This is a genomic window from Cellulophaga fucicola (assembly GCF_900119145.1).
Classification (GTDB): Bacteria; Bacteroidota; Bacteroidia; order Flavobacteriales; family Flavobacteriaceae; genus Cellulophaga; species Cellulophaga fucicola.
Genome location: NZ_FPIY01000003.1, coordinates 1 through 24,613, shown reverse-complemented (window position 1 = coordinate 24,613; position 24,613 = coordinate 1). Strand labels below are relative to the sequence as shown.

Sequence of the window (24,613 nt, the reverse complement as noted above, 5' to 3'; positions counted from 1 at the left end):
GTCTTTTTATTGCTTTCCTTTTTTTTAATAAAATTTAGGTTAATTATTTTTTGTTTTGTGGGTAAAAGAGATGGTTTTTGTAAGAAATAAAAATGGTTTTTTAACGTTTATAAAACGTTATGTTTTAAACAATTATTGAAGTTTTTAGGCTTTTCTTAACATAAATACCAAAGTTTTTTTTAGGTTTGCACATCTAAAATATGTTTTAACACGTAGATTAGGTATAACATAACAAACAATAAAAACTAAAAAAGAATGAAAAAATTAATCTTAGGTTCTGCATTAATGTTAGCTTTAAGTGTATCATTTGTTTCTTGTAAAGAAGCTACTGATAAAGCAAAAGAAGCTACTGAAGAAGTAGAAAAAGCTGCAGAAGACACTGCAAACAAAACTAAAGAGGTTGTTGAAGAAACTAAAGAAGCTGTAACTGAAGCTGTTGACGGTGTTCCAAGTTTTGATGATGCTGCAGTAGCAGAATACGTTAAAACATATGACGAATACGTTAATGAATATAAAGAAGCTGCTGAAAGCAAAAATATGACAGCTCTTGCTGCACTTGGTACTAAATCTCAAGAGTTAGCTACTAAATCTCAAGAGGTTATGAAAAATCTTTCTGCTGATGATGCTAAAAAGTTAACTGAATATATGACAGCTAAGTCTAAAGAATTGCAAGAATATGCAACTAAAATGACTAACTAAGATATATTTTTAAATATACTTTAAAAGCTCGATTATTAACTTAATCGGGCTTTTTTTATGCCTTAAACTTTTTAAAATTGATAACTAATAGATGAAATTAAATTTGTGCCTGGCGCAACAATACCAGATGAGTATGTTCTGTAGCGTTGGTTTGTAATATTTTCCCAGCCAAGAGTAGCTTTTATTTTATTTGTGATTTGATAACTCGTGTGTAAATTTAAAGTTTGCCAATTAGGACTGTATGGGTTTCCGTTACTGTCTGTTGCATAAATGTAATCTTTACTACGTTCTGATGATGATAAGTTGTTGTATGAAACTTCACCATTAAAGTTGAAAAATAAATCGGTTTTTAATTTATCGTTTTTCCAGATTAAATGTACATCTCCAAAAGTTGGTGCTACGTGTCTACCAGGAGATTCGGTTCCATCTTCTTCCTCTTCAATACCTTTTGTAAAAGTTAAGTTAGATGATAGTGATAGGTGTTCTGTGAAATAGGCATCTACTCCAAATTCAAACCCATGAACATAAGCCTTGGCTGCATTTTGTATTGCTTGTACGTTACTTAATTCTCCGTGGTATTCAATTTCGGTTTCACCATTAAAAGTAAAATCTCTGCGCACTAAGGCGTCAACTAGGTAAGTATAAAATACAGCTCCTTTAATAATAACCTTGTCGTTAAAGTTTTTTTGAATTCCTAAATCAGCATTGTATGCGTATTCTGCCTCTAAATCTGGATTAGGAACAACTACAGAGCCAGGTTCCGAATCAAAAATTTTACCAACATCGTCTATATTGGGAGCTCTAAAACCTGTAGATCCATTAAATGTAACCTGAAAACTTTCTTTAGGAAACCAGCTTAGTCCAATGCTTCCTGTTAATGCGCCCGTATTTAAGTTTGCATCGTCAAAAGGAAAAGGGTAAAATGTTTTGTCAAATTCAGCATTAATCCAAACGTGACTATAGCGTAAACCAGACAACAGTGTTAGGTTAGGTTTAGCTTTGTACTCAGCGTTAATATAGCCGGCTGTTGTTTGCCATCTAGAATTGTCTGGATATCTAGATGCTGCATTTGTAATCTGTTTACTTTCTGTATCGGTTTCAAAGCCTTTAGAGTTTATTTTGTTAAATACATATTCTAAGCCGTAATAAAGACGTAAGTCTCCAATTCTTTTGTTTTCAAAATCTATATTAGTAGAAAATGCATCTACATTTTCTTCTGTTGTATTTAATGTTGTAGAACCAAAGTCTCTATCGTTCCTGCTTTCTCCAAAATGCTGATATGCTGCGTTTATTTTTAACCTGTCGTAAAATTTGCCTTTGCCTTGGTGTTGCATCCCTATTTTACTCATAAACCACTCTTGTGGGCCATAATACCATTCTGCAGAACGCAACCCAGTTTCGTCTTTAGAAGGTCTAATAAGTCTGTCGTATCTACTAAAGTCAGATGTTTCAGAAAAATACAATCCTAACTCGTAATTCCAGTTATTATTTGGTTTAAATGCAATTTTCTGCATTGCGTTAATTTGGTTGTAGCCAGACGTTACTTGTTTTTTAGGGTTGCTATTAATTGTTAGTGCGTCTTCATTGTTTATAGTCTCTGCATAATTTTGTCTTAAGTAAGAATCAGGACCATGTTCACCCATTTTTAAATCGTCAAAATCACTATAAGTAACACTAGTTAAAAAAGCCCATTTTTGTTTGCCGTAGTTTATGTCTGCGTGTATTGTGTTTTCTGAGTTGGCAGTAGAAAATCTATATGTGGTATTGCCAGATATATTTGCTTCTTCAGTTTTTGAGAATACGGGTTTTTTAGCATAAAAGTTTAGAACACCACCAATAGCATCACTACCATAAATAACCGATCCAGGACCAAAAATAACCTCGGTATTGTTTATAGAAAAAGGATCTATAGCGATAACGTTTTGTAAGTTTCCACCTCTAAATATAGCGTTGTTCATACGTACGCCGTCTACAGTTATTAATAATCTGTTAGTCGCAAACCCTCTAATCATAGGACTTCCTCCACCAAGTTGACTCTTTTGTACAAATATTTTTCCGCTTTTCTGCAGAAGGTCGGCAGCAGTTTGGGGGTTTGTAAAAGCAATTGTTTTTTCTGAAATTGAAACTACCTTTTGTGGTATGTCTTTTTTCTGTTGTTCCCATTTAGAAACAGACATTACAATACCGTCTAATTCTTCCACAGCTAAAACCAAGTAGATAGTTTTACCTCTTTTTAACAGTAAATTTTTTGTTGTCTTTTTAGTTTGATATCCAATGTGCTTTAGGGTAATACGTTCGTTTTTATTAAAAACGGAAAGATCTGCGTTGCCATTAAATGTAGTTAGTGCTGTTTTACTTTTATCGGAATTGAAGATAGCAACATCTTGTATTGGTTCTTTTGTATCCTGATCTAAAATGATAATTTCTTGAGCAAAACTGCTGTTGAAAAAGAATAAAAAAAGAATAAAAAAAGCTTTGTTCATACTAACGAAAAATTTCATTTAAAATAACAAGAGATTTTGGCTTTCTAAATCCTTGCAAATGTAATTCAAAATACAAAATAAGCGACTTTAGTAAATCTTGCCTATCGGTTTTATTCATCTTTACTGTATGTATTGCATCAAAATTTATGCCTAAAAACACTTTAAAGTAGTTTAAATTTTTCCCTTCTAAAATAGGGTTTAAAGAGGGTTTATTTGTAAAACTACCTTCTAATAAATCAAAATAAAAATAATCTTCATTATGGTTGTCGGGGTAAAAACCTAAATACTTGGTAATACTAAGTAAAAAATGTAGATGAAAGTTGGCAATTTGTGTTTCTGTATCTAGCCATTGTAAAGATGCTTCTATGTAGTTAAACAAGTTCTCGTTTGGCTCTTCTTCTAATAAACTATTGCTTAACATTTCTGCTAAAAATTGAGTCATTGCATTTTTTGCAATAGAAGTATGTAGTGTTTGGTAGTGGTAACTTGTCTTTGCTTCTTTAATACTTTCTAGAGTGCCTTTGTTTTTATGAACTGCAACTAGCTCTAATTGTGTTAACGGCTGAAAATAAGCAGATTTAATCTTTCCTTTTTTAGATGATAAAACACCTTTTAATAAATAAGATTTTAAACCGTCTGATAATGTATATGCTTTTACAATTAAGCTGTTGTCTCCATATTTAAGTGCGGAAAGGACTATAGCTTTGGTGGTTACTTGCATTTATTGTTTTTAGTTATTGTAAAGATAGTGATTTGGTATAGTAGTAGTTTTTAGATTAAACTAAAAAAGCTTCATTAAGTAAATCTTAATGAAGCTTTTTAAAATATATAGTTGTGTTTAAATAACGCCTTGAGCTAACATAGCATCTGCAACCTTAACAAAACCAGCAATATTTGCTCCTTTTACATAGTTACAGTAACCATCTTTGTCCTTACCGTATTCAATACAAGAATTATGAATATCTTCCATAATTACTTTTAATCTTTGGTCTACTTCTTCTCTTGTCCAGCTAATACGTAAAGAGTTCTGAGACATTTCTAAACCAGATGTTGCAACACCACCAGCATTAGATGCTTTTCCTGGAGCAAATAATATTTTTGCTTCGTGGAATTCGTGAATAGCTTCTGGAGTAGAAGGCATATTTGCACCTTCTGCAACACAAATACATCCGTTTTTAATTAATGACTTAGCAGCGTCGCCACCAAGCTCATTTTGTGTAGCACATGGTAAAGCAATATCACAAGCAACATTCCAAGGAGTTTCTCCTTTGTGGAAAGATGCAGATGGATATTTATTTACGTACTCAGAAATACGACCTCTTTTGTTGTTCTTAAGATCCATAACAAAAGCAAGCTTTTCTTCGTCTATACCATCTTTATCAAGAATATAACCTTGAGAATCAGATAAAGTTAAAATCTTAGCTCCTAGTTGTAATGCTTTTTCTGCAGCATATTGTGCAACATTACCAGAACCAGAGATTACAACGTTTTTGCCAGAAAAGTCATGACCTTGAGTTTTAAGCATACTTTGTGCAAAGTAAACTGTACCGTAACCGGTAGCTTCTGGTCTAATTAAAGAACCACCCCAAGAACGTCCTTTACCAGTTAAAACACCTGTAAATTCGTTTCTAATTTTTTTGTACATTCCAAAAAGGAAGCCAATTTCTCTACCACCAACACCTATGTCACCAGCAGGTACATCTGTGTTAGGACCAATATGACGACTAAGTTCACCCATAAAAGCATGGCAAAAGCGCATTACTTCATCATCGGATTTTCCTTTAGGATCAAAATCAGATCCACCTTTACCGCCACCCATTGGTAGTGTAGTTAAGCTGTTTTTAAATACTTGCTCAAAAGCTAAGAATTTAAGAATACTGGCATTTACACTTGGATGAAAACGTAAACCACCTTTGTAAGGTCCTATGGCAGAGTTCATTTGTACTCTGTACCCTCTGTTTACGTGGATGTTTCCATTGTCATCTACCCATGATACTCTAAAAGAAATTAATCTTTCAGGTTCTACCATACGTAAAAGAATGTTTTTACCATTGTAAATATCATGATCAGCAATGTAGGGGATTACTGTCTCGGCAACTTCTTGTACCGCTTGGATAAATTCAGGCTCATGACCGTTACGGGTCTTAACCTCATCCATAAATGCATTTATTTTTGCTTCCATATAGAAACCTTTATAATTGTTAAATTATTGAATTAAAATTATAACGGCAAAATTATACTATTTATATAATTTAAACCTTCTTTTTTTAAATTTTTGATAAAATCATTATCCTATAGCTTGTTTTAGGTCATCTATAAGGTCATTTTCGTCTTCAATACCAACGCTAATCCTAATTAAAGCATCTACAATACCGCTCTTTTCTCGCTCTTCTTTTGGTATGCTTGCATGTGTCATACTTGCAGGATGTCCTGCTAAACTTTCTACGCCACCTAAACTTTCGGCTAGAGTAAAAACCTCTAATTTTTCAACTATTTTTATTGCATCATCATAATTTGCCCCTTTTGGAATAAAAGAAATCATTCCTCCAAAATCTTTCATTTGACTTTTTGCAATTGTATGATTTGGGTGATTTTTAAAACCGGGCCAAAAAACTTTTTCTACTTTAGGATGATTTGCTAAGTACTCTGCAATTGCTTTTCCATTCTCGCAGTGACGTTGCATTCTAACATGCAGTGTTTTTATTCCTCTTACAACTAAAAAACTATCCATTGGTCCGCAAATAGCACCACTAGCATTTTGTATAAAGTATAATTTATCTGCTAATTCTTTATCTTTAACTACCAATGCACCAACAACTACATCGCTATGACCTCCTAAGTATTTTGTTGCAGAATGCATTACTATGTCTGCGCCTAAATCTAAAGGTGTTTGTAAATAAGGAGTTGCAAAAGTATTATCTACGGCTAAAAGTATATTGTGCTTTTTTGCAATTTTGCCAACAGCAACAATGTCTATAATATTCATCATTGGGTTAGTTGGCGTCTCTACCCAAATAAGTTTAGTGTTCTTATTAATATAAGTTTCTATAGTAGTGGTGTCTTCCATTCCTATAAAATGAAAAGTAATACCAAATTTCTCAAATATTTGTTTAAATAAGCGGTAGCTTCCTCCATAAATATCATCTGTAGCTACAACTTCATCACCAGGACTTAAAAGTTTAATAACGGCATCTATAGCAGCTAAGCCACTGCCAAAGGCAAGCCCGTAATTACCATTTTCTATACTAGCCAAAGCATTTTCTAATGCAGATCTAGTAGGGTTTGCACTCCTAGAATATGCGTATCCTTTGTGCTCTCCAGGACTAGATTGCGCATACGTAGATGTTTGGTAAATAGGAGGCATTACAGATCCGTAAGCCTTATCTGGTTCTTGACCTCCGTGAATAGTTTTGCTGTTAAATTTTAAGTTTTTTTTGCTCACCCTTATCTATTTATAACACAAATGTATCGTTATCTTTGCAAAGTACAACGTTGTTAAACAATCTTATTTCCTTATGAATCATAAATTTTTCTTATTCCTTTTTTTAGTCGTATTAATTGGGTGTAATAACAAAAAAGAAGTTTCTTTTGATACTTTAAGTATTTCTACAGAAAAAGAAATTGATAAGCCTTTAGTTGTAATTAATGTTCCAAGGTCTATTAAGGATACAAAAGTGGCTAAAATCATAAATGAAACTCTAAAGGAAAAAATAATTTCGCTTTTAATTTTTGATGATACAGTAGAGGTAACTACAATTGAGGACGCTATTGCATCTTTAAATGATGAGTTTTTAAGTGTGAAAGAAAAATTGCCAGGAGAAGCAACACGTTGGGAAGCAACTGTAGATGGCTCTGTTGTGTATGAAAACGATAAAATAATTACAATAGAATTACAAACGTATGAGTTTACCGGTGGTGCTCACGGATATGAGTCTTCTATCTTTTTTAATTTTGATGTAGAAAAAGGAGAGCTTTTAAATAATGAAGATTTATTTACAAGTAAAGAAGCGTTTTACACATTAGCAGAAACTAAGTTTAGAACGCAAGAAAAGATTCCGTTAGACGTGCCTATTAATGATACTGGTTTTATGTTTGAAGAAGAAGTTTTTATGCTTCCTATTAATATAGGGTATACAAAAGACGGACTAAAACTTTTATACAATACTTACGAGGTTGGCTCATATGCAGATGGTCAAATAGAAGTTCTTTTGCCATATGCAGAAGTAAACCAAATGTTAGCTATAAAAGGTAAAATTAAAGAGTAACTTTTTTTAAAATTACTCTTTAATTTTTCTCTTTTTATTTAGAAACGTTTCTTTTTAAAGCTAAAATAGCTCCTATGTGTATGCCTTCATGCATAGCATTAAATTTCATAGCTTCTACAGCATTGTTAATAGTAACATTTAAACTAGTTGTATAAACATCGTAGTTTTTAAAATTACCTGCTTTGTAATCTTCTTCTGTTTTTTCTAAAGTAGTAAACAAAAGTGTTTTAATTTCTGTTATTTCTTCATCGGTAGCAGTGCCATCTGGAGTAGTTCCTTTCTTAAACTTTTCTACCATAGTATCAGAAACCAGCATAGGCATACCGCTAAATTTGTAAACCAACAATTGCTGTGTAACTACAACGTGTGCAATGTTCCACCAAATATTATTGTTAAAATTCTTAGGTATTTCTAAAAGTAAATCTCTAGGAGTTTCTTCTAAAATTTTAAATAGTATTTTCCTAATCTGCTTAGAAGTGTCAATTAAATATTCCAAAATTATGTTTTTTGATAAAAATAGTACAATTCAGTCAAATTGGGTTTCTTTGCACTAAGTTTTTTGTTTCTCTAATTACTACTTAAAAATTATAAATTTAAGATGAAGAAAATATACTATTTAAGTACTTGCGATACCTGTAAAAGAATATTAAAAGAATTACAACCTTTAAATGGTTTTGTATTACAGGATATTAAAACGGATACTATTACAGATACGCAAGTAACAGAAATGCATAGTTTATCTGGTAGCTATGAGTCACTTTTTAGTAAAAGAGCTCGTTTATATAAAGAAAAAGGATTAGCTGATAAAGAATTACAAGAGGCAGATTATAAAGATTTAATACTAGAGCATTATACTTTTTTAAAACGCCCAGTAATTATAGTAGACAATGCTATTTTTATTGGTAACAGTAAAAAGGTTGTTGCTGCAGCTAAAGAAAAAATACATAATTGAGCAAAAGAACATTAGCCATATTAGCTTGTCTTGGTGCTACAACAATATACGGGTTAAACCATACTATTGCAAAAGGAGTAATGCCAACTTATATAAAACCTTTTGGGTTTATTATGGTGCGCTTACTAGGAGCATCGTTCTTGTTTTGGACTTGTTCGTTCTTTATGCCAAAACAAAAAATAGAACGTCAAGACTGGGGCAGAATGTTTATCTGTGCTTTAACAGGTATGGGTATTAATATGCTTACTTTTTTTAAAGGATTGGAGTTGTCTACGCCAATTAATAGTGCTGTTTTAATTACACTTGTTCCTATATTGGTGGTTGTTATGTCTGCTATATTTATAAAAGAAAAAATAACATTACAAAAAAGCTTAGGTATTGGGCTAGGACTAGTAGGCGCATTGTTTCTTATATTATATGGAGCAGAATTAAGACAAGATGCTCCAAATATTCCGTTAGGAAATATTCTGTTTATTATAAATGCAATTAGTTTTGGAATCTACTTAATTGTAATTAAAAAACTACTTGAGAAATATCATATGTTTACGCTTTTAAAATGGCTTTTTACAATTGGACTTGTAATTTGTTTTCCAATTACAATATCAGAATTTAGAGAAATAGAATGGAGTGCAATACCTGTAGATGGTATTTGTGCAGTAGTATTTGTAATTATAGGCACTACATTTTTAACCTACTTGTTTAATGTATATGGTTTGTCTCAGTTAAAAGCATCTACAGTAAGTGCGTTTTCTTATGCTCAACCATTAATAGGCATTCTGTTTGCTGTAGTAACAGGTAAAGATGATTTAAGTACCGTAAAAGTTGCAGGCACAGCCCTAGTAATATTAGGGCTATACTTAGCTACTAAAAAAACCTAAAATAAAATCTCAGGTTTAAATTTCTAAATCTTTTGGTTGTTTAGCGTATTTACGAGTGTCTTCTTTGGTAAGTACTTTAAAGTCTTCAGATTTTTCAACTTTAGAAAAAGCAGTCATAAATTCTTCAGGTAGGCCCGTTAAACTTCTAGATTTTAAATCTATCCAAGCACCTAATATTTCACAGTGGGCAAAATTTCTTCCTTTAGAATCAAAAAAGTTGTGATGAAATTTAAAGAATTTTCCGTCTTCACTCAGTCCCATTAATTCTAGGGAAACTTTTACCGGTTTGCCAAAAAAGGCCTCTTTAAAATAATAAATGTGCTCGTAGAAAACAACAGGTCCTATATTGTTGCTGGCCATTGATTTCTGATTAAAACCAAGTTCCATTAAAAAGCCCATTCTAGTCTGACTCATATAATTAACGTAGGCAGAATTGGCTAAGTGCCAATTTGCATCTATATCACTCCAGCGAATTTCAAATTCTTTTAAGTACATATTTTTTTTAGAATTAATTGTTATGCATGCATACTAAATGATAAAAATACTATAGTTTTGAGAAACTAAACTAAATTACGGTATAAAAAGTAGTTAAAAATACTGCGTTTTTTTATGTAATTAATAAAAAGCAATAGTTATGAGAACAGTAGCTCCATTTGTAAAAAACCTTTCTTTGCCTGTAATAGCAGCGCCAATGTTTTTAATTTCAGGACCAAGCTTGGTTGTTGAATGTTGTAAAAACGGAATTGTAGGTACTTTCCCTGCATTAAACCAACGTACTAGTGAAGGTTTTGAGGAATGGTTAATACAGATTAAGGCAGAACTTAAGGCGTTTGAGGATGAAACGGGTAAAAAAGCAGCACCTTTTGGGGTAAATCTAATTGTTCATCAAACTAATCCTAGGTTAGAGGCAGATCTTATGCTGTGTATTAAGCATAAAGTGCCATTAATTATAACATCATTAGGTGCGGTAGCTCAAGTAGTAGATGCGGTACATAGTTATGGTGGTTTAGTTTTTCATGATGTTATTAAAAAGCGTCATGCGGAAAAAGCATCTGAGGCAGGTGTAGATGGTTTAATTGTGGTTGCAGCTGGAGCTGGTGGCCATGCAGGAACCCTAAACCCTATGCCTTTAGTTGCAGAAATTAAAAAATTCTTTACAAAAACAGTTATTCTATCTGGTTGTATTAGTACAGGTAGAGATATAGCTTCTGCTATGCAAATGGGTGCAGATGTTGCTTATATGGGTACTCGCTTTATAAATACTAAAGAAAGTAAGGCTACAGAAGATTATAAGCAAATGATTATTGATGCTGGCGCTAGTGATGTTGTTTATACTGCATCTATATCTGGTGTGCATGCAAATTTTTTAGGAGCTAGTTTAAAGGCAGCTGGTATTACTGAAGATGATCTTAAAAAAGATACTAAAATAGATTTTGGTAAAGAAATGGATACAGAGGCTAAAGCTTGGAAAACAATTTGGTCTGCGGGTCAAGGTGTAACCAATATAAATAATGCAGTTTCAGTTACAGAATTGGTTTCAGATTTAAAAACCGAGTTTGTAGATGCTATAGAAGAACAAAAGAAATTATTAGAAGTATATCCTAAATAAAATTGCCAATACTAGAATCATCATATAATCCTTCATTTTTATTTAAAAGCGGGCATTTTTCAACTTTGTACACAGGTTTGTTTCGTTCGGTAGAAAAGCCAGCGCAACAAAGAGAGCGTATATATTTAGAAGATGGAGATTTTTTAGATTTAGATTGGAGTTTTGCATCTGCAAAAACAACCAAAGTGGCTATTGTTTTGCATGGTCTAGAAGGTAATGCTCAACGGCCGTATATTTTAGGAGCGGTACAACAATTATTGCGTAATAATTATTCTGTTTGTGCTGTTAACTTAAGAGGGTGTAGTGGTGAGACTAATATTTTGTACAGGTCATATCATTCTGGTGCTACAGAAGATTTAGAAGCAGTTGTGCAACATATTGTTAAGTTGAATAAATACTCAGAAATTATACTTCAAGGTTTTAGCCTGGGAGGAAACCTTGTTTTAAAGTATGTAGGTGAAAAAAGAGTGCTTTCTAAAGAGATTAAGGCAGTTGTAGGTGTTTCTGTACCTTGCAGCTTAAGTAGTTCTTTGTGTGAATTATTAAAGCCTAAGAATGTTTTATATGCTACAAATTTTAAAAAACGTTTAATTGAAAAATTAAAGATTAAACAAGAGCAATTTCCAGATAAAGTGACTACATCAGAAATTAAAAATATTAAGACCTTAAAAGATTTTGATGAGTTGTATACAAGTAGAGCAAACGGATTTAAAAATGCTTTAGATTATTATGATAAGGCAAGTTGTTTGCAATTTTTACCAGATATAAAAATACCTACACTAATTTTAAATGCAAAAAATGATTCTTTTTTAGGAGAAGCTTGTTATCCTGTAGAAGAAACTAAGGCAAATAGTAACTTGTTTTTAGAAATACCGTTGTACGGAGGTCATGTTGGGTTCTATGGCGATAATAACATAACATATGCAGAAAAAAGGGTAGTTAAATTCTTAGAAGAGCAGGTTTAAATTGTACTATTACGTATATTAGTGCTTTAAAACTTAAACACATGAAAAGATTACTTTTAATTTTGGCTGCAGGCGTATTTATGGCGAGTTGTGGCGACAAAAAAGAAGACAAGAAAAAAGATGGTTTTGAAATGAACAGAACCAAAAAAGAGGACAAGACTACTGCAAAACAAGAAGGAGTTCCTGTAGATATGGACAACAAAGGTGTTGGTCCAATAAAATCTTTAGATTTAGGCGCAGAGGTAGATAAAGAAATGGCAACAAGTGGTGAAGCTATTTTTAGTTCTAAATGTGTGGCTTGCCATGCAACAGATATGCGTTTAATAGGTCCAGCAGTAAAAGGAGTTTTAGATCGTAGAAGCCCAGAATGGGTTATGAATATGATTTTAAACCCAGAAGGTATGTTAAAAGAAGATCCAATTGCCAAAGCTTTATATAAAGAATATAATAATGCTTTAATGACAAATCAAGGTTTAACAGAAGAAGAAGCAAGAGCTATTACTGAGTATTTCAGGACGTTATAAAAATAGTCTTCACAGTATATAAAACAGCGTTTATCTTAGATTAGATAAACGCTGTTTTTTTATTGTGAAATCTTTAACGAATGCAGGTTTTTATGTTTGATTAAAGTAATTATTTCCCTAGCTTTGGTTGAGAACATGAAGAATTTTTACCAGATTAATGACTATGAAATATACTAAACTACCACATACTAATTTGGAAGTGAGTGAAATCTGCTTAGGCACAATGACTTGGGGCAGACAAAATAATATTGAAGAAGCATTTGAACAAATGAACTATGCTTTAGAGCAAGGTGTTAACTTTTTTGATACAGCAGAATTATACCCTGTTCCGGCAAAGGCAGAGTTATATGCAGAGACAGAAAAAATTATTGGTAAGTGGTTTAAGGAAACAGGAAACAGAGATAAAGTAGTGCTAGCGTCTAAAATTGCTGGAAAAGCAGATATGACCAAACATATTAGAACTACAGGTTTTCAAAAAGAAGGCTTAATATCTGCAGTAGAGAACAGTTTAAAACGTTTGCAGACAGATACTATAGATTTGTATCAATTACACTGGCCAGAACGCCAAACTAATTATTTTGGACAAAGAGGATATGACCATAAAATAAACGATTTTTGGGAAGATAATATTCACGAAGTATTAAACACGTTATGTGACCTAGTAAATGAAGGGAAAATAAAGCACATTGGTTTGTCTAATGAAACTCCTTGGGGAACTATGCGTTTCTTAGAAGAAAGTAAGGTACATAGAAAGTTACCTAGAATGTCTACAATACAAAACCCGTATAATTTACTAAATAGAACATATGAGGTTGGTTTGGCAGAGATATCTATGAGAGAAGATATAGGGTTAATACCGTATTCTCCGTTGGGTTTTGGGGTGTTAAGTGGTAAGTATTTAGGAGGATTGCAACCTGCAAATGCACGTGTAACTATGTTTCCTAATTATAATAGATATAGTGGAGACAATGCTAAACAAGCAACACAAATGTATTCTGACCTAGCTCGTAAACACAATTTATCTTTGCCGCAAATGGCATTGGCTTATGTTAATTCTAGGCCATTTGTAAAAAGTACAATTATAGGAGCAACTAATTTAAAACAACTAGAAGAAAATATTGGAAGTGTAAATGTAAAATTAACCGATGAGGTTTTAGAAGGCATAGAGGCTATACATAAACAAATACCAAACCCAGCTCCTTAATATTTAATAGACAAGTAAATAATATAAAAGAGGCTGTATCTAAGTGCAGCCTTTTTTTTGTTTTATAAAAATACAATTACGCCAAAGTTTAAATTAGCAGAATCTATATTAAAATTGAATGAATTGGTGTCGGTTTTGCTATTGTCGCTTCCTTTGACTTCGCTTGTTCTGTGTTTGTACCCAAAGGATCCAATTGTTGTTTCTAGAGCTACTTTTTTGCTGATAAAGTAGTTTAAACCAGGTCTAAACCCAATAAATAAAGACTTACTGGTATTCTCGTAATTAGAGTTAGTGTTTTTTTGTTTCGCTATTTCATAATTACCTTCTCCTTGAATAAATAAACTTAAATTTTGCCCTATTCCATAATGCTTTCTAATATATGGTGTAAAGTTATAAGAATTGGTTTTTGAGTTGTCATCATTAATATCATCCTTTGAAAAAGAATAGCCAAGACCTAGCCCAATAATTAAATTTTCGGAGATAGTGTAGCCAATCTTTGGTAGTAGACTATATGTGTGATTTTTTCGCTCAATGTCGTCTTCTAGCTCTCTGCTAAATTCTGAGTTGTTAGCTGAGAACCCGAGGTTACCACCAATAGTCCATGATCCTTTTGGTATTATTCTTTTTGTATCGGTTTCTTGAGCAACACTTGTTCCGTAAATAACTAAAAAGGTAATAAGTAATAATTTTTTCATCTTATTTTTTTAAGGATTAAGACTACTTATTATCAAGATTTATACCACAGGTATTTGTTTGAGTATTAATAAAAAGTTAAAGTATTTAAATCTTAATTTTAGTCGAACAAACCTCTTGCTACATCTTCTATTTTAGATACAAGGAATATTTTTATGGCTGTATTCTTCAATGTAATTTTATTATTCTTAGACACGAAAATTGTGGTAAAGCCCAGTTTTTCTGCTTCGGATATACGTTGGTCTACACGTTGTACTGGTCTTATTTCACCAGCTAAACCAACTTCAGCAGCAAAACAAATGCCTTTTGGTATTGCAATATCGGCATTACTAGATAATATGGCTGCAATTACAGCTAAGTCAATAGCGGGGTCGTCTACAGAGATACCACCTGTTATGTTTAAAAATACATCTTTAGCGCCTAATTTAAATCCTGCTCGTTTTTCTAAAACAGCCAATAACATATTTAAACGTTTTGCATTGTAGCCTGTAGTAGAGCGTTGTGGTGTACCGTAAACAGCAGTGCTAACTAAAGCTTGTATTTCTATCATTAAAGGGCGCATACCTTCTATGGTAGCTGAAATAGCAGTTCCGCTTAATCCTTCATCATTTTTAGAAATTAAAATTTCTGAAGGATTATTTACTTCTCTTAATCCACTACCTAGCATTTCGTATATTCCTAGTTCTGCAGTAGATCCAAATCTGTTTTTTAATGCGCGTAGTATTCTGTATACGTAATTTCTATCGCCTTCAAATTGTAAAACAGTATCTACCATATGCTCTAAAATTTTAGGGCCTGCTATAGTACCGTCTTTTGTAATGTGACCAATTAAAATTACTGGAGTATTAGTTTCTTTTGCAAATTTTATAAGCTCGGCTGTACATTCTCTAATTTGAGAAATACTACCAGCAGCAGATTCTATATAATCTGAATGTAGTGTTTGTATAGAATCTATAACAACAATGTCTGGTTGTGTAGCTTCAATTTGCTGAAAAATATTTTGAGTTTTTGTTTCTGTTAAAATAAGGCAAGTTTCACTATCTGGAAGAATACGATCTGCTCGCATTTTTATTTGTTTCTGACTTTCTTCACCAGAAACGTATAATGTTTTGTATGGTAGTTTTAAAGATATTTGTAGTAATAATGTACTTTTTCCTATACCGGGTTCGCCTCCTAATAAAGTTAATGATCCAGGTACTAGGCCACCACCTAGGACTCTATTAAACTCTAAGTCATAGGTGTTAAGGCGTAGCTCTTTTTCTGTGCTAATTTCATTAACACGTAAAGGTTTAGACGTTTTTTTAGCAGGTGCACTTGGTGCTTTCCAGCTGCTTTTTTCTTCTTTTTGTATAACCTCTTCTACAATGGTATTCCATTCTTTGCAGGCACCACACTGTCCTGCCCATTTAGCATATTGAGTACCACAATTTTGACAAAAAAAAGCTGTTTTAGTCTTAGCCATTACCTTACTTATTGGTTTTGACCAAAGGTACTATAAACTTTATAATTTTGTTACTCTAAATAAGAAGAGGGTGTTTGTATTTTTTGTTGATTAATAGCCAAAATCAGCTTTTAAAGCGTCTATTTTTTCTAAAGCCATATCTTTAGTTAAAAAGTCAATTTCTGACATGCCAAAAGCTTTTTCAAATGTACGAAGTGCTTTTTTAGGCTCTCCTATTTCTTCATAATATTCACCTTCAAAATAAAAGCCAAGCATTGTATCTGGAAATTCTTTTTTACAAAGGTTAGCTAATTCTTTTAGTGACTCTGTATCTTCTTTCTTTTTGCTAGCGGCATAGATTGCCATAACATCGTTAAGGTCTACTCTTTTTGTAAAACCAAAAGTTTCTTTAATAGAAGTATATTTATTTTCTAAATAGGCAAAAGGAGGCTCTTCAGAAGGTATAATTTTTGTTTTGTACTCTTTAGAGCTAATTGGCTTAAAGATGTCAAAAATATCATCAAAAGCTTTTCCTAATCCATATGTAGCAATAGATGTGTGATCTGTGTCATAAACATCAAAATAATACTGAAATGTTTCCTTTTCTATAGCAGCTAACTCTGTATTAAGTTGGGCTACTTGTTTTGTGTTTTTATTTTTTTCTGTTATTAAGTGATAAAAAATTTGCTTATCTAGTGCGTTAATTCTTGTGGCAACTCTTGTTTCCATTTCTGGAGCTAAGGTTGGAGCAATACTTATATAAGAGCTAAAAAGTGGATTTTCTTTAAATAAATAAAAGTTTTCAAAATTTGCAGTAATGTCATAACCCACAACCATTTTAAAAGGTGATATGTTATATGTGCTTTCTAATTTTGGAATAACTTCCATTCCTATAAATTCAAAAAATAATTTACCTGATTCTGTAGGTAGTCCTGTTTCTTCATCAAAAGCACAATCTTTTAATCTTTCTTGGTCTTTTAATTGATGAATACCAACAACAATTGCAGGTGGCATACCGTGAAATTTACTGTAGAATTTTGCTTTAGCAACAACATCATCAAACAAATACTCGGCGTCTAAAACAACTATTAGTGAGTGTTGCTCTTCTGCATCATATTCTTCTGGAACATAATAGCTTAAATCTCTTCTTTCTTGAAGTTTAAAAGATTCAAATACTTCTGTTTTTACTTGTGCAAATGCGATTAACCCTATAAATAGGGCAAAGGTTAAGGTAATTTTTTTCATTTTTGGGTTTGTTCTTTAGTATTAAAAAACTATTGGTTTCGTTTTAATAACGGCAATAGTAGAAAAGATATTGCCCCAAAAACGACAACTAATAAAGTTTGCGATATCCACATGATCCAACCAAATGCATCGCCAGAAACACTGCTAATACCAAATATGGCTAGTGCACTACTAACTACAATAGGGTAAAGCCCTATGCCACCATTAGTTGCGGTCATAGCAAATGCTCCAAAAATAAATGCAACTAGTAATTGACTAATAGATAAATCTATGGTTTCTGGAACAGTATATTTTATAACCCAAAACATACCAACATAAACAGACCAAATAAAGAAAGTATGAAATATAAATGCCCATTTGTTTTTCATTTTAAAAATACTAGTTACACCTTGTAGTAAGCCTGTAACAAAAGCTTTTATTTTTAATAAAAATGGGTGTGTAGATTTTTTTATGATAAAAAAGAACACAATTGCTAATAGTGTAGCAAAGCCAAGAATAGCAATGATTTTAGTAAGGTTAAAGCCTTTGTTGGTAAAGAATTCTATAATAATATCGGTTTGTAAAAAGAAGGTTATAACAATAATTAGCAATAGCATAATTAAGTCTATAACTCTCTCTGTAACTATAGTTCCAAAACCTTTTTCAAAAGGCACTCCTTCATAAGTGGTAAGCGCTGTAGCACGTAATATTTCGCCAGATCTAGGTATTCCTAAATTAGCAAAATAAGACGTTAATATTATTAAGATGTTGTTGGTAATTTTGGGTTTGTATCCAAGTGGTTCTAAAAGGTAGTTCCATCTAATGGCTCTAGAAATATGGCTTAAAATCCCCATGAATAAAGAGATACTTACCCAAAATAAATTAGCCTCTTTTATGTAAAAGATAATCTGTTTTCTATCTTCAGCAGAAGTAGAGTTGTAAGAATACCATACTAAAAACAGCCCAAAAGCAATTGGAAGCACTGTTTTTAATGTCTTTTTTAAAGAGGCTGACAAATTAGTTTAGTAAGTTGTTTTCTTCATTAGGGAAAACTAAAGAAGGATTAAATGTTTTTGCTTCTTCAATATCCATACGTGCGTATGTTATTAAAATAAGAATATCACCAGCAGCAACTTTACGCGCAGCAGCACCATTAAGTGTAATTTCGCCACTCTTTCTAGGTCCTGGGATAGCGTAAGTTTCTAGTCTTTCTCCGTTATTGTTGTTTACAATTTGTACTTTTTCTCCTCTAATAATGTTGGCCGCATCCATTAAATCTTCATCAATGGTAATACTCCCAATATAATTTAGGTCTGCACCTGTAACTTTTACACGGTGAATTTTAGATTTTACAACTTCTATTTGCATATTACAAAGGTAATTAATTTAAGGCTATATTGTCTATTAGTCTAATGTCATTAGCATAAACGGCAATAAATGCTCTATATTTTTTATTTTCAGACTTTATTTTAATTGTCTGTAGATCATCTGCATTAGTTATGGTAAAATATTCCAATTTTAAAAGGTCATTTTTCTTAAACTGGGCAGTGATCCATTCTGTAACTTCTAATGCACTTTCTGTGCCAAATTTTTGTTTGGCATCTTTAAGTGTTTTGTAAATAAAAGCGGCCTCTGTTCTTAATTCAGGAGTTAACCTTTTGTTTCTAGAGCTCATAGCTAAGCCGCTTTCTTCTCTAACAATAGGGCAGCCAATTACATTTACTGGTATTTTTTTTATTTCTACAAGCTTTTTTATAATCTGTAATTGTTGGTAATCTTTTTCTCCAAAATAAGCATTGTCTGGTTTGGCAATGCTAAATAGTTTTTCTACAATTGTGCCAACACCGTCAAAATGTCTATCTCTAAATTCACCTTCCATTACTTTTTCTAACCCATCAAAATTGTAGCTTTCAGATTTAATATCGCTATTGTATATTTCTTGAGCAGAAGGTGCAAAAACTACAATATCCTTAGATGCAGTTTCTAATAAAGCAATATCTTCTTTTAAAGTTTGAGGATATTTTTCTAAATCTTCAGCGTTATTAAACTGCGTTGGATTGACAAAAATGCTCACAATTGTGTGTTTATTTTCGTTTAATGCCTTTTTAACTAAAGAAATGTGGCCGCTATGTAAAGCACCCATAGTAGGTACCATTCCTTTGGATTCTCCTTTAGATACGGTAGAAAAATGATTTTCTAATTCTTCAATTTTGTGAAATATATGCATATATTTAATTTAAAACGACAGCAAACTTACTATAATTACTGCTAATCTCTATAATTTTTGTAATTTTGCATTCTACGCTTTTTTGATAAAATAAAAAACAGCTTCTTATGAATGGTAAAAAGATATTGTTTGTATCTTCAGAATTAATGCCCTATCTCCCAGAGAATCAAGTTTCCCAAATGTCTTATGAAACACCACGTATGGTGAATAGCAAAGGCGGGCAGATTAGAATATTTATGCCGCGTTACGGTAATATTAATGAAAGAAGACATCAGTTACACGAAGTTATTCGTTTATCTGGGATGAACTTAGTTATTAACGATATGGATATGCCGTTAATAATAAAAGTGGCTTCAATCCCTAAAGAACGTATTCAGGTATATTTTATTGATAACGAAGAGTACTTTAAAAGAAAAGCAACATTTACAGATGAAAACGGTACGCTGTTTCCAGATAATGATGAGAGGGCTATCTTTTTTGCAAAAGGTGTTGTAGAAACGGTTAAGAAATTAAACTGGTCTCCAGATATTATACATGTACACGGTTGGATGGCTTCTTTAGTGCCATTGTATTTAAAGCAATTTTACGCAGACGAACCATTGTTTGTAGAGAGCAAAGTTATTACTTCTGTGTATAATCAAGGTTTTGATGGAGAATTAGATAAGGATATCGTTAAAAAAATTGCTTTTGATGAAATAGGTGAGGATAAAATTAGCGCTTTAGCTATTCCTAACTATAATAATTTGTTAAAAGTAGCTGTAGATTATTCAGATGCTGTTATTTTAGCCTCAGATGAAGTTCCAGAAGAACTTAGTGAATATGTTTCTGGACTTGATAAACCTGTGTTGTCTTACGTGCCTCTTCAGGAGTTTGAAGAAGCGTATACCAACTTTTACAGTAATGAAGTTTTAAAATAAGTTACATGAATTTTTACAAGAAATTAGTTTTTTCTGCTATAGCGGGATTGTCTTTAATGACCACATTTGTATCCTGTGAAGATGAATTAGACACAATTGCTGGAGATGTAATCTCTGGGGAGCCTTTTTCAGCTAAAAAAGCAGTTTACGATGTATTTGCTTATAACAAAAAAATTAAGTCTGTACAGACTAATGGTTTGCCATTATATCAATTAGGAACTTATGTAGATCCTGTTTATGGTAAAACAACAGCTTATATTAATACACAAGTAAGATTGGCTTCTGGTGTAGGAAATCCAACCTTTGGAATCTATACTCAGGATACAGAAGATGGTTCTGCTACAGACGATAGTGTAACTACTATTCCAGAGAACGAAACGGTTAAAGAAGTTACTTTATTTATTCCTTATTTAAAGAAATCAGGAACTTTTAGTGATGCAGATAGTGATGGTGTTGAAGATGCTTTTGATGCAGATTCCACTGATCCTAATAGTGATTCAGACGGGGATGGCTTAACAGATGCTCAAGAGCAATCATTAGGTACAAATCCTTTAAGTTCAGATACGGATGGTGATGGTACAGCAGATGCAGACGAAGAAAGTGTAGTTGCTAATGCATACGCTAAACAGTATGAGATTGATAGTATTTATGGGGATAAGGCGGTTCCTTTTAATTTTAAAGTAGAGCGCTCTACATACTTTTTAAGAGATGTAGATCCTACTCAAAACTTTGAGCAGAGACAAATATATTTTTCTGATTTTGCTTTTTCTCCAACTTTTGTTTCAGATGTTTTGTTTGATGGTGAGGTGACTATAAATGAAACTGAAACTATTACTTTTAAAGAAAATGATCCTGATACTGAGGATACAGATGAATCTAAAGAGGTAGATTTGCGTCTAGCTCCAGGTATTATTGTCAATTTAGATAAAGACTTTTTTCAAGAAAATTTTATAGATAAAGAAGGTGATACAGAGTTGTTAAGTCAGACTAACTTTCAAGAATTTTTAAGAGGAATTTATCTTTCTGCTTCAGGTACTACTTCTGAAGATGTAATGTTGTTGTTAGACTTGTTAAATGCTAAAATTTATGTGAATTATGAGTATGACAAGGTAGATACTAATGATACAGCTACGGATACATCAGATGATACTATTTTTAAAACAGATGCAACCTATGTATTAGATCTTAGTTCTAGTTCAGGTAATGCTGTTAATACATTAATTAATGAAGATTACCCTGCAGATATTGCTGGTAAAATGGATACGGGAGAAAATGCAGATCGAATTTATATAAGAGGTGGAGCAGGATCTTTTGCGGAAATTAAGTTGTTTGACGAGAACAATGGTAGAGATGCTATTACAGAAATTAAAAATAACAATTGGATAATTAATGAGGCTAATATAGTTTTTTATATAGATAGAACTACTTTAGATGCAGCTGGTAATGGAGTTGAACCTCCTAGGTTGTATTTGTATAATGCAGAAGATAACGCAGCTATTTATAGTTATCCTGTAAGTACAGAATTGCCAAATGGTCCATTGAGTCTTACTGCACTTACTGGTTTTGATGGTATTATAGAAGAGTCTAGTGATGGTAAGGGTTTTACATATACATTTAGAATTACTGAGTATCTTAATAACTTGGTTGTTCGTGATGCAGATAACATAACATTAGGGTTAACTGTAACTTCAGATGTTAGATTTGGTATTTCTGCAGAAGCTATGTTAGAAGACGGGGAAGGTAAAGTGCCTCTTATGTCTGTAATTAATCCTTTTGGTACCGTGTTATATGGTAGTAATACTTCAGATGAAGATAAAAAGCTAAAGCTAGAGGTTTTTTATACAGAGGCTAATTAAGTCTGTATTACTCTTCTTCTTTACTTTTTGTAGTCGTTTTAGGCTATTTTAACTGTTATGTGCTCTTTTTTTTGCATTTATAATTAGATTTGCATGTAATCATTAACTGTAACATTTAATAACTAATTACATTATGTGTGGAATTGTAGGATATATAGGTCATAGAGAGGCTTATCCAATCATTATAAAAGGACTAGAACGTTTAGAATATAGAGGGTATGACAGTGCAGGTGTTGCATTGTTCGATGGCGAAAAAATCAGCCTTTCTAAAACTAAAGGTAAAGTTTCAGATTTAAAAAAGAAGACAGAGGGTGCAATGTCTATAAAAGGTAATATAGGTATTGGTCACACAAGATGGGCAACACATGGTGTTCCTAACGATGTTAACTCTCACCCACATTACTCTAACTCGGGAGAGTTGGTTATAATTCATAACGGAATTATAGAAAACTACGAATCTATAAAAACAGAATTAATTAATAGAGGTTATACTTTCCAGTCTGATACAGATACAGAAGTGTTAATTAATCTTATTGAAGAAGTTCAGAAAAAAGAGAAGGTAAAGCTTGGTAAAGCGGTACAATTAGCTTTAAACGAAGTTGTGGGCGCTTATGCTATTGCTGTTTTTGATATTAAAAAACCAGATGAAATTGTTGTGGCTAAATTAGGTAGCCCGTTAGCAATTGGTATGGGAGACAATGAATTTTTTATTGCTTCTGATGCATCTCCTTTTATCGAGTTTACAAATAATGCTATTTATCTAGAAGATGAAGAAATGGCAATCATTAGACTTGGTAAAGAAATTAAACTAAGAAAAATTAAGAATGATGCAGTTGCATATCCAACAGTTTTGGAATTGCAAATGAATATAGAGGAAATTGAAAAAGGTGGTTACGATCACTTTATGATGAAAGAAATCTATGAGCAGCCAAGAGCTATTTTGGATACATACCGAGGCAGGTTATTAGCAGATCAAAAGCTAATTAAAATGGCAGGTATAGATGAACATTTAGATAAGTTTTTAAATGCGAATAGAATTATTATTGTTGCTTGTGGTACTTCTTGGCACGCAGGTTTAGTTGCAGAGTATATTTTTGAAGATTTAGCGCGTATACCGGTAGAGGTAGAATATGCATCTGAGTTTAGATACAGAAATCCTGTAATCACAGATAAAGATGTGTTAATAGCTATTTCTCAATCAGGTGAAACTGCAGATACTTTAGCTGCAATTAAATTAGCTAAAGAAAATGGAGCTTTTGTTTTTGGTGTATGTAATGTGGTAGGTTCTTCTATAGCTAGAGAAACCAATGCTGGTGCGTACACGCATGCGGGTCCAGAAATTGGGGTTGCATCTACAAAGGCATTTACAACGCAGATAACAGTACTTAGTCTAATTGCTCTAAAATTAGCGCAAGAGAAAGGTAGTTTAACTGATGCTAGATTTAGTGAGTTTTTAACGGAGTTAGAGAATATACCAACTAAAGTAGAAATTGCTTTACAGTCTAATGAGGCAATTGAAAAAATAGCAGCAGTTTATAAAGATTCACCTAACTGTTTGTACTTGGGAAGAGGTTATAACTTTCCGGTTGCATTAGAGGGTGCTTTAAAGTTGAAGGAGATCAGTTACATTCATGCAGAGGGTTATCCAGCTGCTGAGATGAAGCACGGTCCTATTGCTTTAATAGATGAGTCAATGCCGGTTATTGTTATTGCGACTAATAGAGGTCACTACGAAAAAGTTGTAAGTAACATTCAGGAGATAAAATCTAGAAAGGGTAAAATTATAGCAATTGTAACAGAGGGTGATGTTCAGGTTAGAGCCTTAGCAGATCATGTAATAGAGGTTCCTGATACTTTAGAGGCGTTAACACCATTGTTAACTACAATCCCTTTACAGTTATTGTCGTATCACATTGCTTTAATGAGGGGTTGTAATGTAGATCAGCCACGTAACTTAGCAAAATCTGTTACTGTAGAATAAACTAGAACGTAAATATCGATCTATTTTATTGGGTTGATGATTATAATAAAATTTAAAAAAGCCAAGGAGTTTACTTCTTTGGCTTTTTTTTATGTGTTATAAAAAGGGGTTTCTTATTGGTTTTGCCTCGTTTCTAGAGTTGTTTCTTTGTTGTTAATTGTTTCTGTAGGTTAGTGAGGCTGTTTTTTGTTGTGCTTTTATAGAATGTAAATATGGTTAATTGCCTTTTTTATTTAATGTTAGCAAATTTCACTGCGTATTCTACCCCTTATCAAAGACAAAGAACGGGCTATAAATAGTGAGCTAATGGTTGCGTTCTGTTATTTGCTTAAAAGAAGTAGAAAAAGAGGTCTACTTAAGGTGTTGATAAATAGGGTTGTAAAGGATGTTTTTAAAATAACTTCAAAAAAGATTTAAAAAAGAGTTGTTATATCAGATAAGCTCTGTATATTTGCACCCGCTAAGGGAAAAACATAGAGTTAATAAGTTAGCAAAGTTCATTGAAAAGGTTGTAAAATTGGTTTAAAATAAAGGTTAAGAAATAAGTTAAAAAAAGCTTGTTTTGCTTTAGTTAAAAGAGCTAAGTTTGCAGTCCTAAATTGCCGAGGGTGTTTGGTGATAATAGCAAGAAAATAAATTGAAATTTTATTTTGTCAGTTTAGAAATTGTTATTACATTTGCAACCGCTTTACGAG

23 protein-coding genes are annotated in these 24,613 nt (G+C 32.5%); 11 read left to right on the top strand and 12 right to left on the bottom strand.

Going from position 1 to position 24,613, the window contains the following annotated elements:
- Positions 1–255: 255 nt before the first annotated feature.
- The gene (locus BT107_RS10840) at positions 256–699 is read left to right on the top strand and encodes a hypothetical protein (RefSeq protein ID WP_072303836.1); all 444 of its coding nucleotides are present in this window, start codon (positions 256–258) and stop codon (positions 697–699) included.
- 71 nt (positions 700–770) lie between these two features.
- Here BT107_RS10840 and BT107_RS10835 read toward each other — a convergent pair whose 3' ends face one another.
- From BT107_RS10835 to BT107_RS10820, 4 genes are all read right to left on the bottom strand, one after another.
- On the bottom strand, positions 771–3,182 hold the full coding sequence (locus BT107_RS10835; protein WP_084639218.1) for a TonB-dependent receptor plug domain-containing protein: 2,412 nt from the start codon (positions 3,180–3,182) through the stop codon (positions 771–773).
- A 1-nt stretch (position 3,183) separates the two neighbouring features.
- The gene (gene recO / locus BT107_RS10830; protein ID WP_072303834.1) at positions 3,184–3,903 is read right to left on the bottom strand and encodes a DNA repair protein RecO; all 720 of its coding nucleotides are present in this window, start codon (positions 3,901–3,903) and stop codon (positions 3,184–3,186) included.
- A 117-nt stretch (positions 3,904–4,020) separates the two neighbouring features.
- The gene (gene gdhA / locus BT107_RS10825; protein ID WP_072303833.1) at positions 4,021–5,364 is read right to left on the bottom strand and encodes an NADP-specific glutamate dehydrogenase; all 1,344 of its coding nucleotides are present in this window, start codon (positions 5,362–5,364) and stop codon (positions 4,021–4,023) included.
- A 105-nt stretch (positions 5,365–5,469) separates the two neighbouring features.
- Complete coding sequence (locus BT107_RS10820; protein ID WP_072303832.1) at positions 5,470–6,624, bottom strand: cystathionine gamma-synthase; 1,155 nt, start codon at positions 6,622–6,624, stop codon at positions 5,470–5,472.
- A gap of 73 nt (positions 6,625–6,697) precedes the next feature.
- Between BT107_RS10820 and BT107_RS10815 the strand changes: the two genes are divergently transcribed.
- A complete protein-coding gene (locus BT107_RS10815) occupies positions 6,698–7,447 on the top strand; it encodes a DUF3298 and DUF4163 domain-containing protein (protein WP_072303831.1) in 750 nt (249 codons plus the stop codon).
- 34 nt (positions 7,448–7,481) lie between these two features.
- On the opposite strand, the gene BT107_RS10810 is transcribed toward BT107_RS10815, so the two are convergent.
- Positions 7,482–7,943, bottom strand: coding sequence for a DinB family protein (locus tag BT107_RS10810; RefSeq protein ID WP_072303830.1), 462 nt, complete (start codon positions 7,941–7,943; stop codon positions 7,482–7,484).
- A gap of 102 nt (positions 7,944–8,045) precedes the next feature.
- Between BT107_RS10810 and BT107_RS10805 the strand changes: the two genes are divergently transcribed.
- Both BT107_RS10805 and BT107_RS10800 read left to right on the top strand, forming a co-directional pair.
- Positions 8,046–8,399 (top strand): arsenate reductase family protein, encoded by a 354-nt coding sequence (locus BT107_RS10805; RefSeq protein ID WP_072303829.1) that lies wholly within the window; start codon positions 8,046–8,048, stop codon positions 8,397–8,399.
- Positions 8,396–9,277, top strand: coding sequence for a DMT family transporter (locus BT107_RS10800; protein ID WP_072303828.1), 882 nt, complete (start codon positions 8,396–8,398; stop codon positions 9,275–9,277). The genes BT107_RS10805 and BT107_RS10800 overlap by 4 nt, the downstream gene beginning before the upstream one ends.
- A gap of 15 nt (positions 9,278–9,292) precedes the next feature.
- On the opposite strand, the gene BT107_RS10795 is transcribed toward BT107_RS10800, so the two are convergent.
- On the bottom strand, positions 9,293–9,772 hold the full coding sequence (locus BT107_RS10795; RefSeq protein ID WP_072303827.1) for an acyl-CoA thioesterase: 480 nt from the start codon (positions 9,770–9,772) through the stop codon (positions 9,293–9,295).
- A gap of 139 nt (positions 9,773–9,911) precedes the next feature.
- Here BT107_RS10795 and BT107_RS10790 point away from each other — a divergent pair, with 139 nt between their 5' ends.
- The 4 genes from BT107_RS10790 to BT107_RS10775 all read left to right on the top strand — a co-directional run bounded on the left by BT107_RS10790 (position 9,912) and on the right by BT107_RS10775 (position 13,579).
- Positions 9,912–10,886, top strand: coding sequence for an NAD(P)H-dependent flavin oxidoreductase (locus BT107_RS10790; protein ID WP_072303826.1), 975 nt, complete (start codon positions 9,912–9,914; stop codon positions 10,884–10,886).
- Between the two features lie 2 nt (positions 10,887–10,888).
- On the top strand, positions 10,889–11,851 hold the full coding sequence (locus tag BT107_RS10785) for a YheT family hydrolase (protein WP_072303825.1): 963 nt from the start codon (positions 10,889–10,891) through the stop codon (positions 11,849–11,851).
- Positions 11,852–11,892: 41 nt separating this feature from the next.
- Entirely contained in the window at positions 11,893–12,375 is a 483-nt protein-coding gene (locus BT107_RS10780) for a c-type cytochrome (RefSeq protein ID WP_072303824.1), read from the top strand.
- A gap of 163 nt (positions 12,376–12,538) precedes the next feature.
- On the top strand, positions 12,539–13,579 hold the full coding sequence (locus tag BT107_RS10775) for an aldo/keto reductase (RefSeq protein ID WP_072304243.1): 1,041 nt from the start codon (positions 12,539–12,541) through the stop codon (positions 13,577–13,579).
- Positions 13,580–13,641: 62 nt separating this feature from the next.
- Here the strand turns inward: BT107_RS10775 and BT107_RS10770 are convergent, their stop codons facing one another.
- From BT107_RS10770 to panC, 6 genes are all read right to left on the bottom strand, one after another.
- Positions 13,642–14,274 (bottom strand): outer membrane beta-barrel protein, encoded by a 633-nt coding sequence (locus tag BT107_RS10770; RefSeq protein WP_072303823.1) that lies wholly within the window; start codon positions 14,272–14,274, stop codon positions 13,642–13,644.
- A gap of 98 nt (positions 14,275–14,372) precedes the next feature.
- On the bottom strand, positions 14,373–15,734 hold the full coding sequence (gene radA, locus BT107_RS10765) for a DNA repair protein RadA (protein WP_072303822.1): 1,362 nt from the start codon (positions 15,732–15,734) through the stop codon (positions 14,373–14,375).
- Positions 15,735–15,824: 90 nt separating this feature from the next.
- Complete coding sequence (locus BT107_RS10760) at positions 15,825–16,958, bottom strand: alpha/beta hydrolase (protein ID WP_072303821.1); 1,134 nt, start codon at positions 16,956–16,958, stop codon at positions 15,825–15,827.
- A 29-nt stretch (positions 16,959–16,987) separates the two neighbouring features.
- Positions 16,988–17,953, bottom strand: coding sequence for a lysylphosphatidylglycerol synthase transmembrane domain-containing protein (locus tag BT107_RS10755; RefSeq protein WP_072303820.1), 966 nt, complete (start codon positions 17,951–17,953; stop codon positions 16,988–16,990).
- Position 17,954: 1 nt separating this feature from the next.
- A complete protein-coding gene (gene panD / locus BT107_RS10750) occupies positions 17,955–18,305 on the bottom strand; it encodes an aspartate 1-decarboxylase (RefSeq protein ID WP_072303819.1) in 351 nt (116 codons plus the stop codon).
- Positions 18,306–18,318: 13 nt separating this feature from the next.
- On the bottom strand, positions 18,319–19,164 hold the full coding sequence (gene panC / locus BT107_RS10745; RefSeq protein ID WP_072303818.1) for a pantoate--beta-alanine ligase: 846 nt from the start codon (positions 19,162–19,164) through the stop codon (positions 18,319–18,321).
- A gap of 107 nt (positions 19,165–19,271) precedes the next feature.
- Here panC and BT107_RS10740 point away from each other — a divergent pair, with 107 nt between their 5' ends.
- The 3 genes from BT107_RS10740 to glmS all read left to right on the top strand — a co-directional run bounded on the left by BT107_RS10740 (position 19,272) and on the right by glmS (position 23,918).
- Entirely contained in the window at positions 19,272–20,081 is an 810-nt protein-coding gene (locus BT107_RS10740) for a glycogen/starch synthase (RefSeq protein WP_072303817.1), read from the top strand.
- 5 nt (positions 20,082–20,086) lie between these two features.
- On the top strand, positions 20,087–21,937 hold the full coding sequence (locus BT107_RS10735; RefSeq protein ID WP_072303816.1) for a DUF4270 domain-containing protein: 1,851 nt from the start codon (positions 20,087–20,089) through the stop codon (positions 21,935–21,937).
- Between the two features lie 133 nt (positions 21,938–22,070).
- Complete coding sequence (gene glmS / locus BT107_RS10730) at positions 22,071–23,918, top strand: glutamine--fructose-6-phosphate transaminase (isomerizing) (protein WP_072303815.1); 1,848 nt, start codon at positions 22,071–22,073, stop codon at positions 23,916–23,918.
- Positions 23,919–24,613 lie beyond the last annotated feature (695 nt).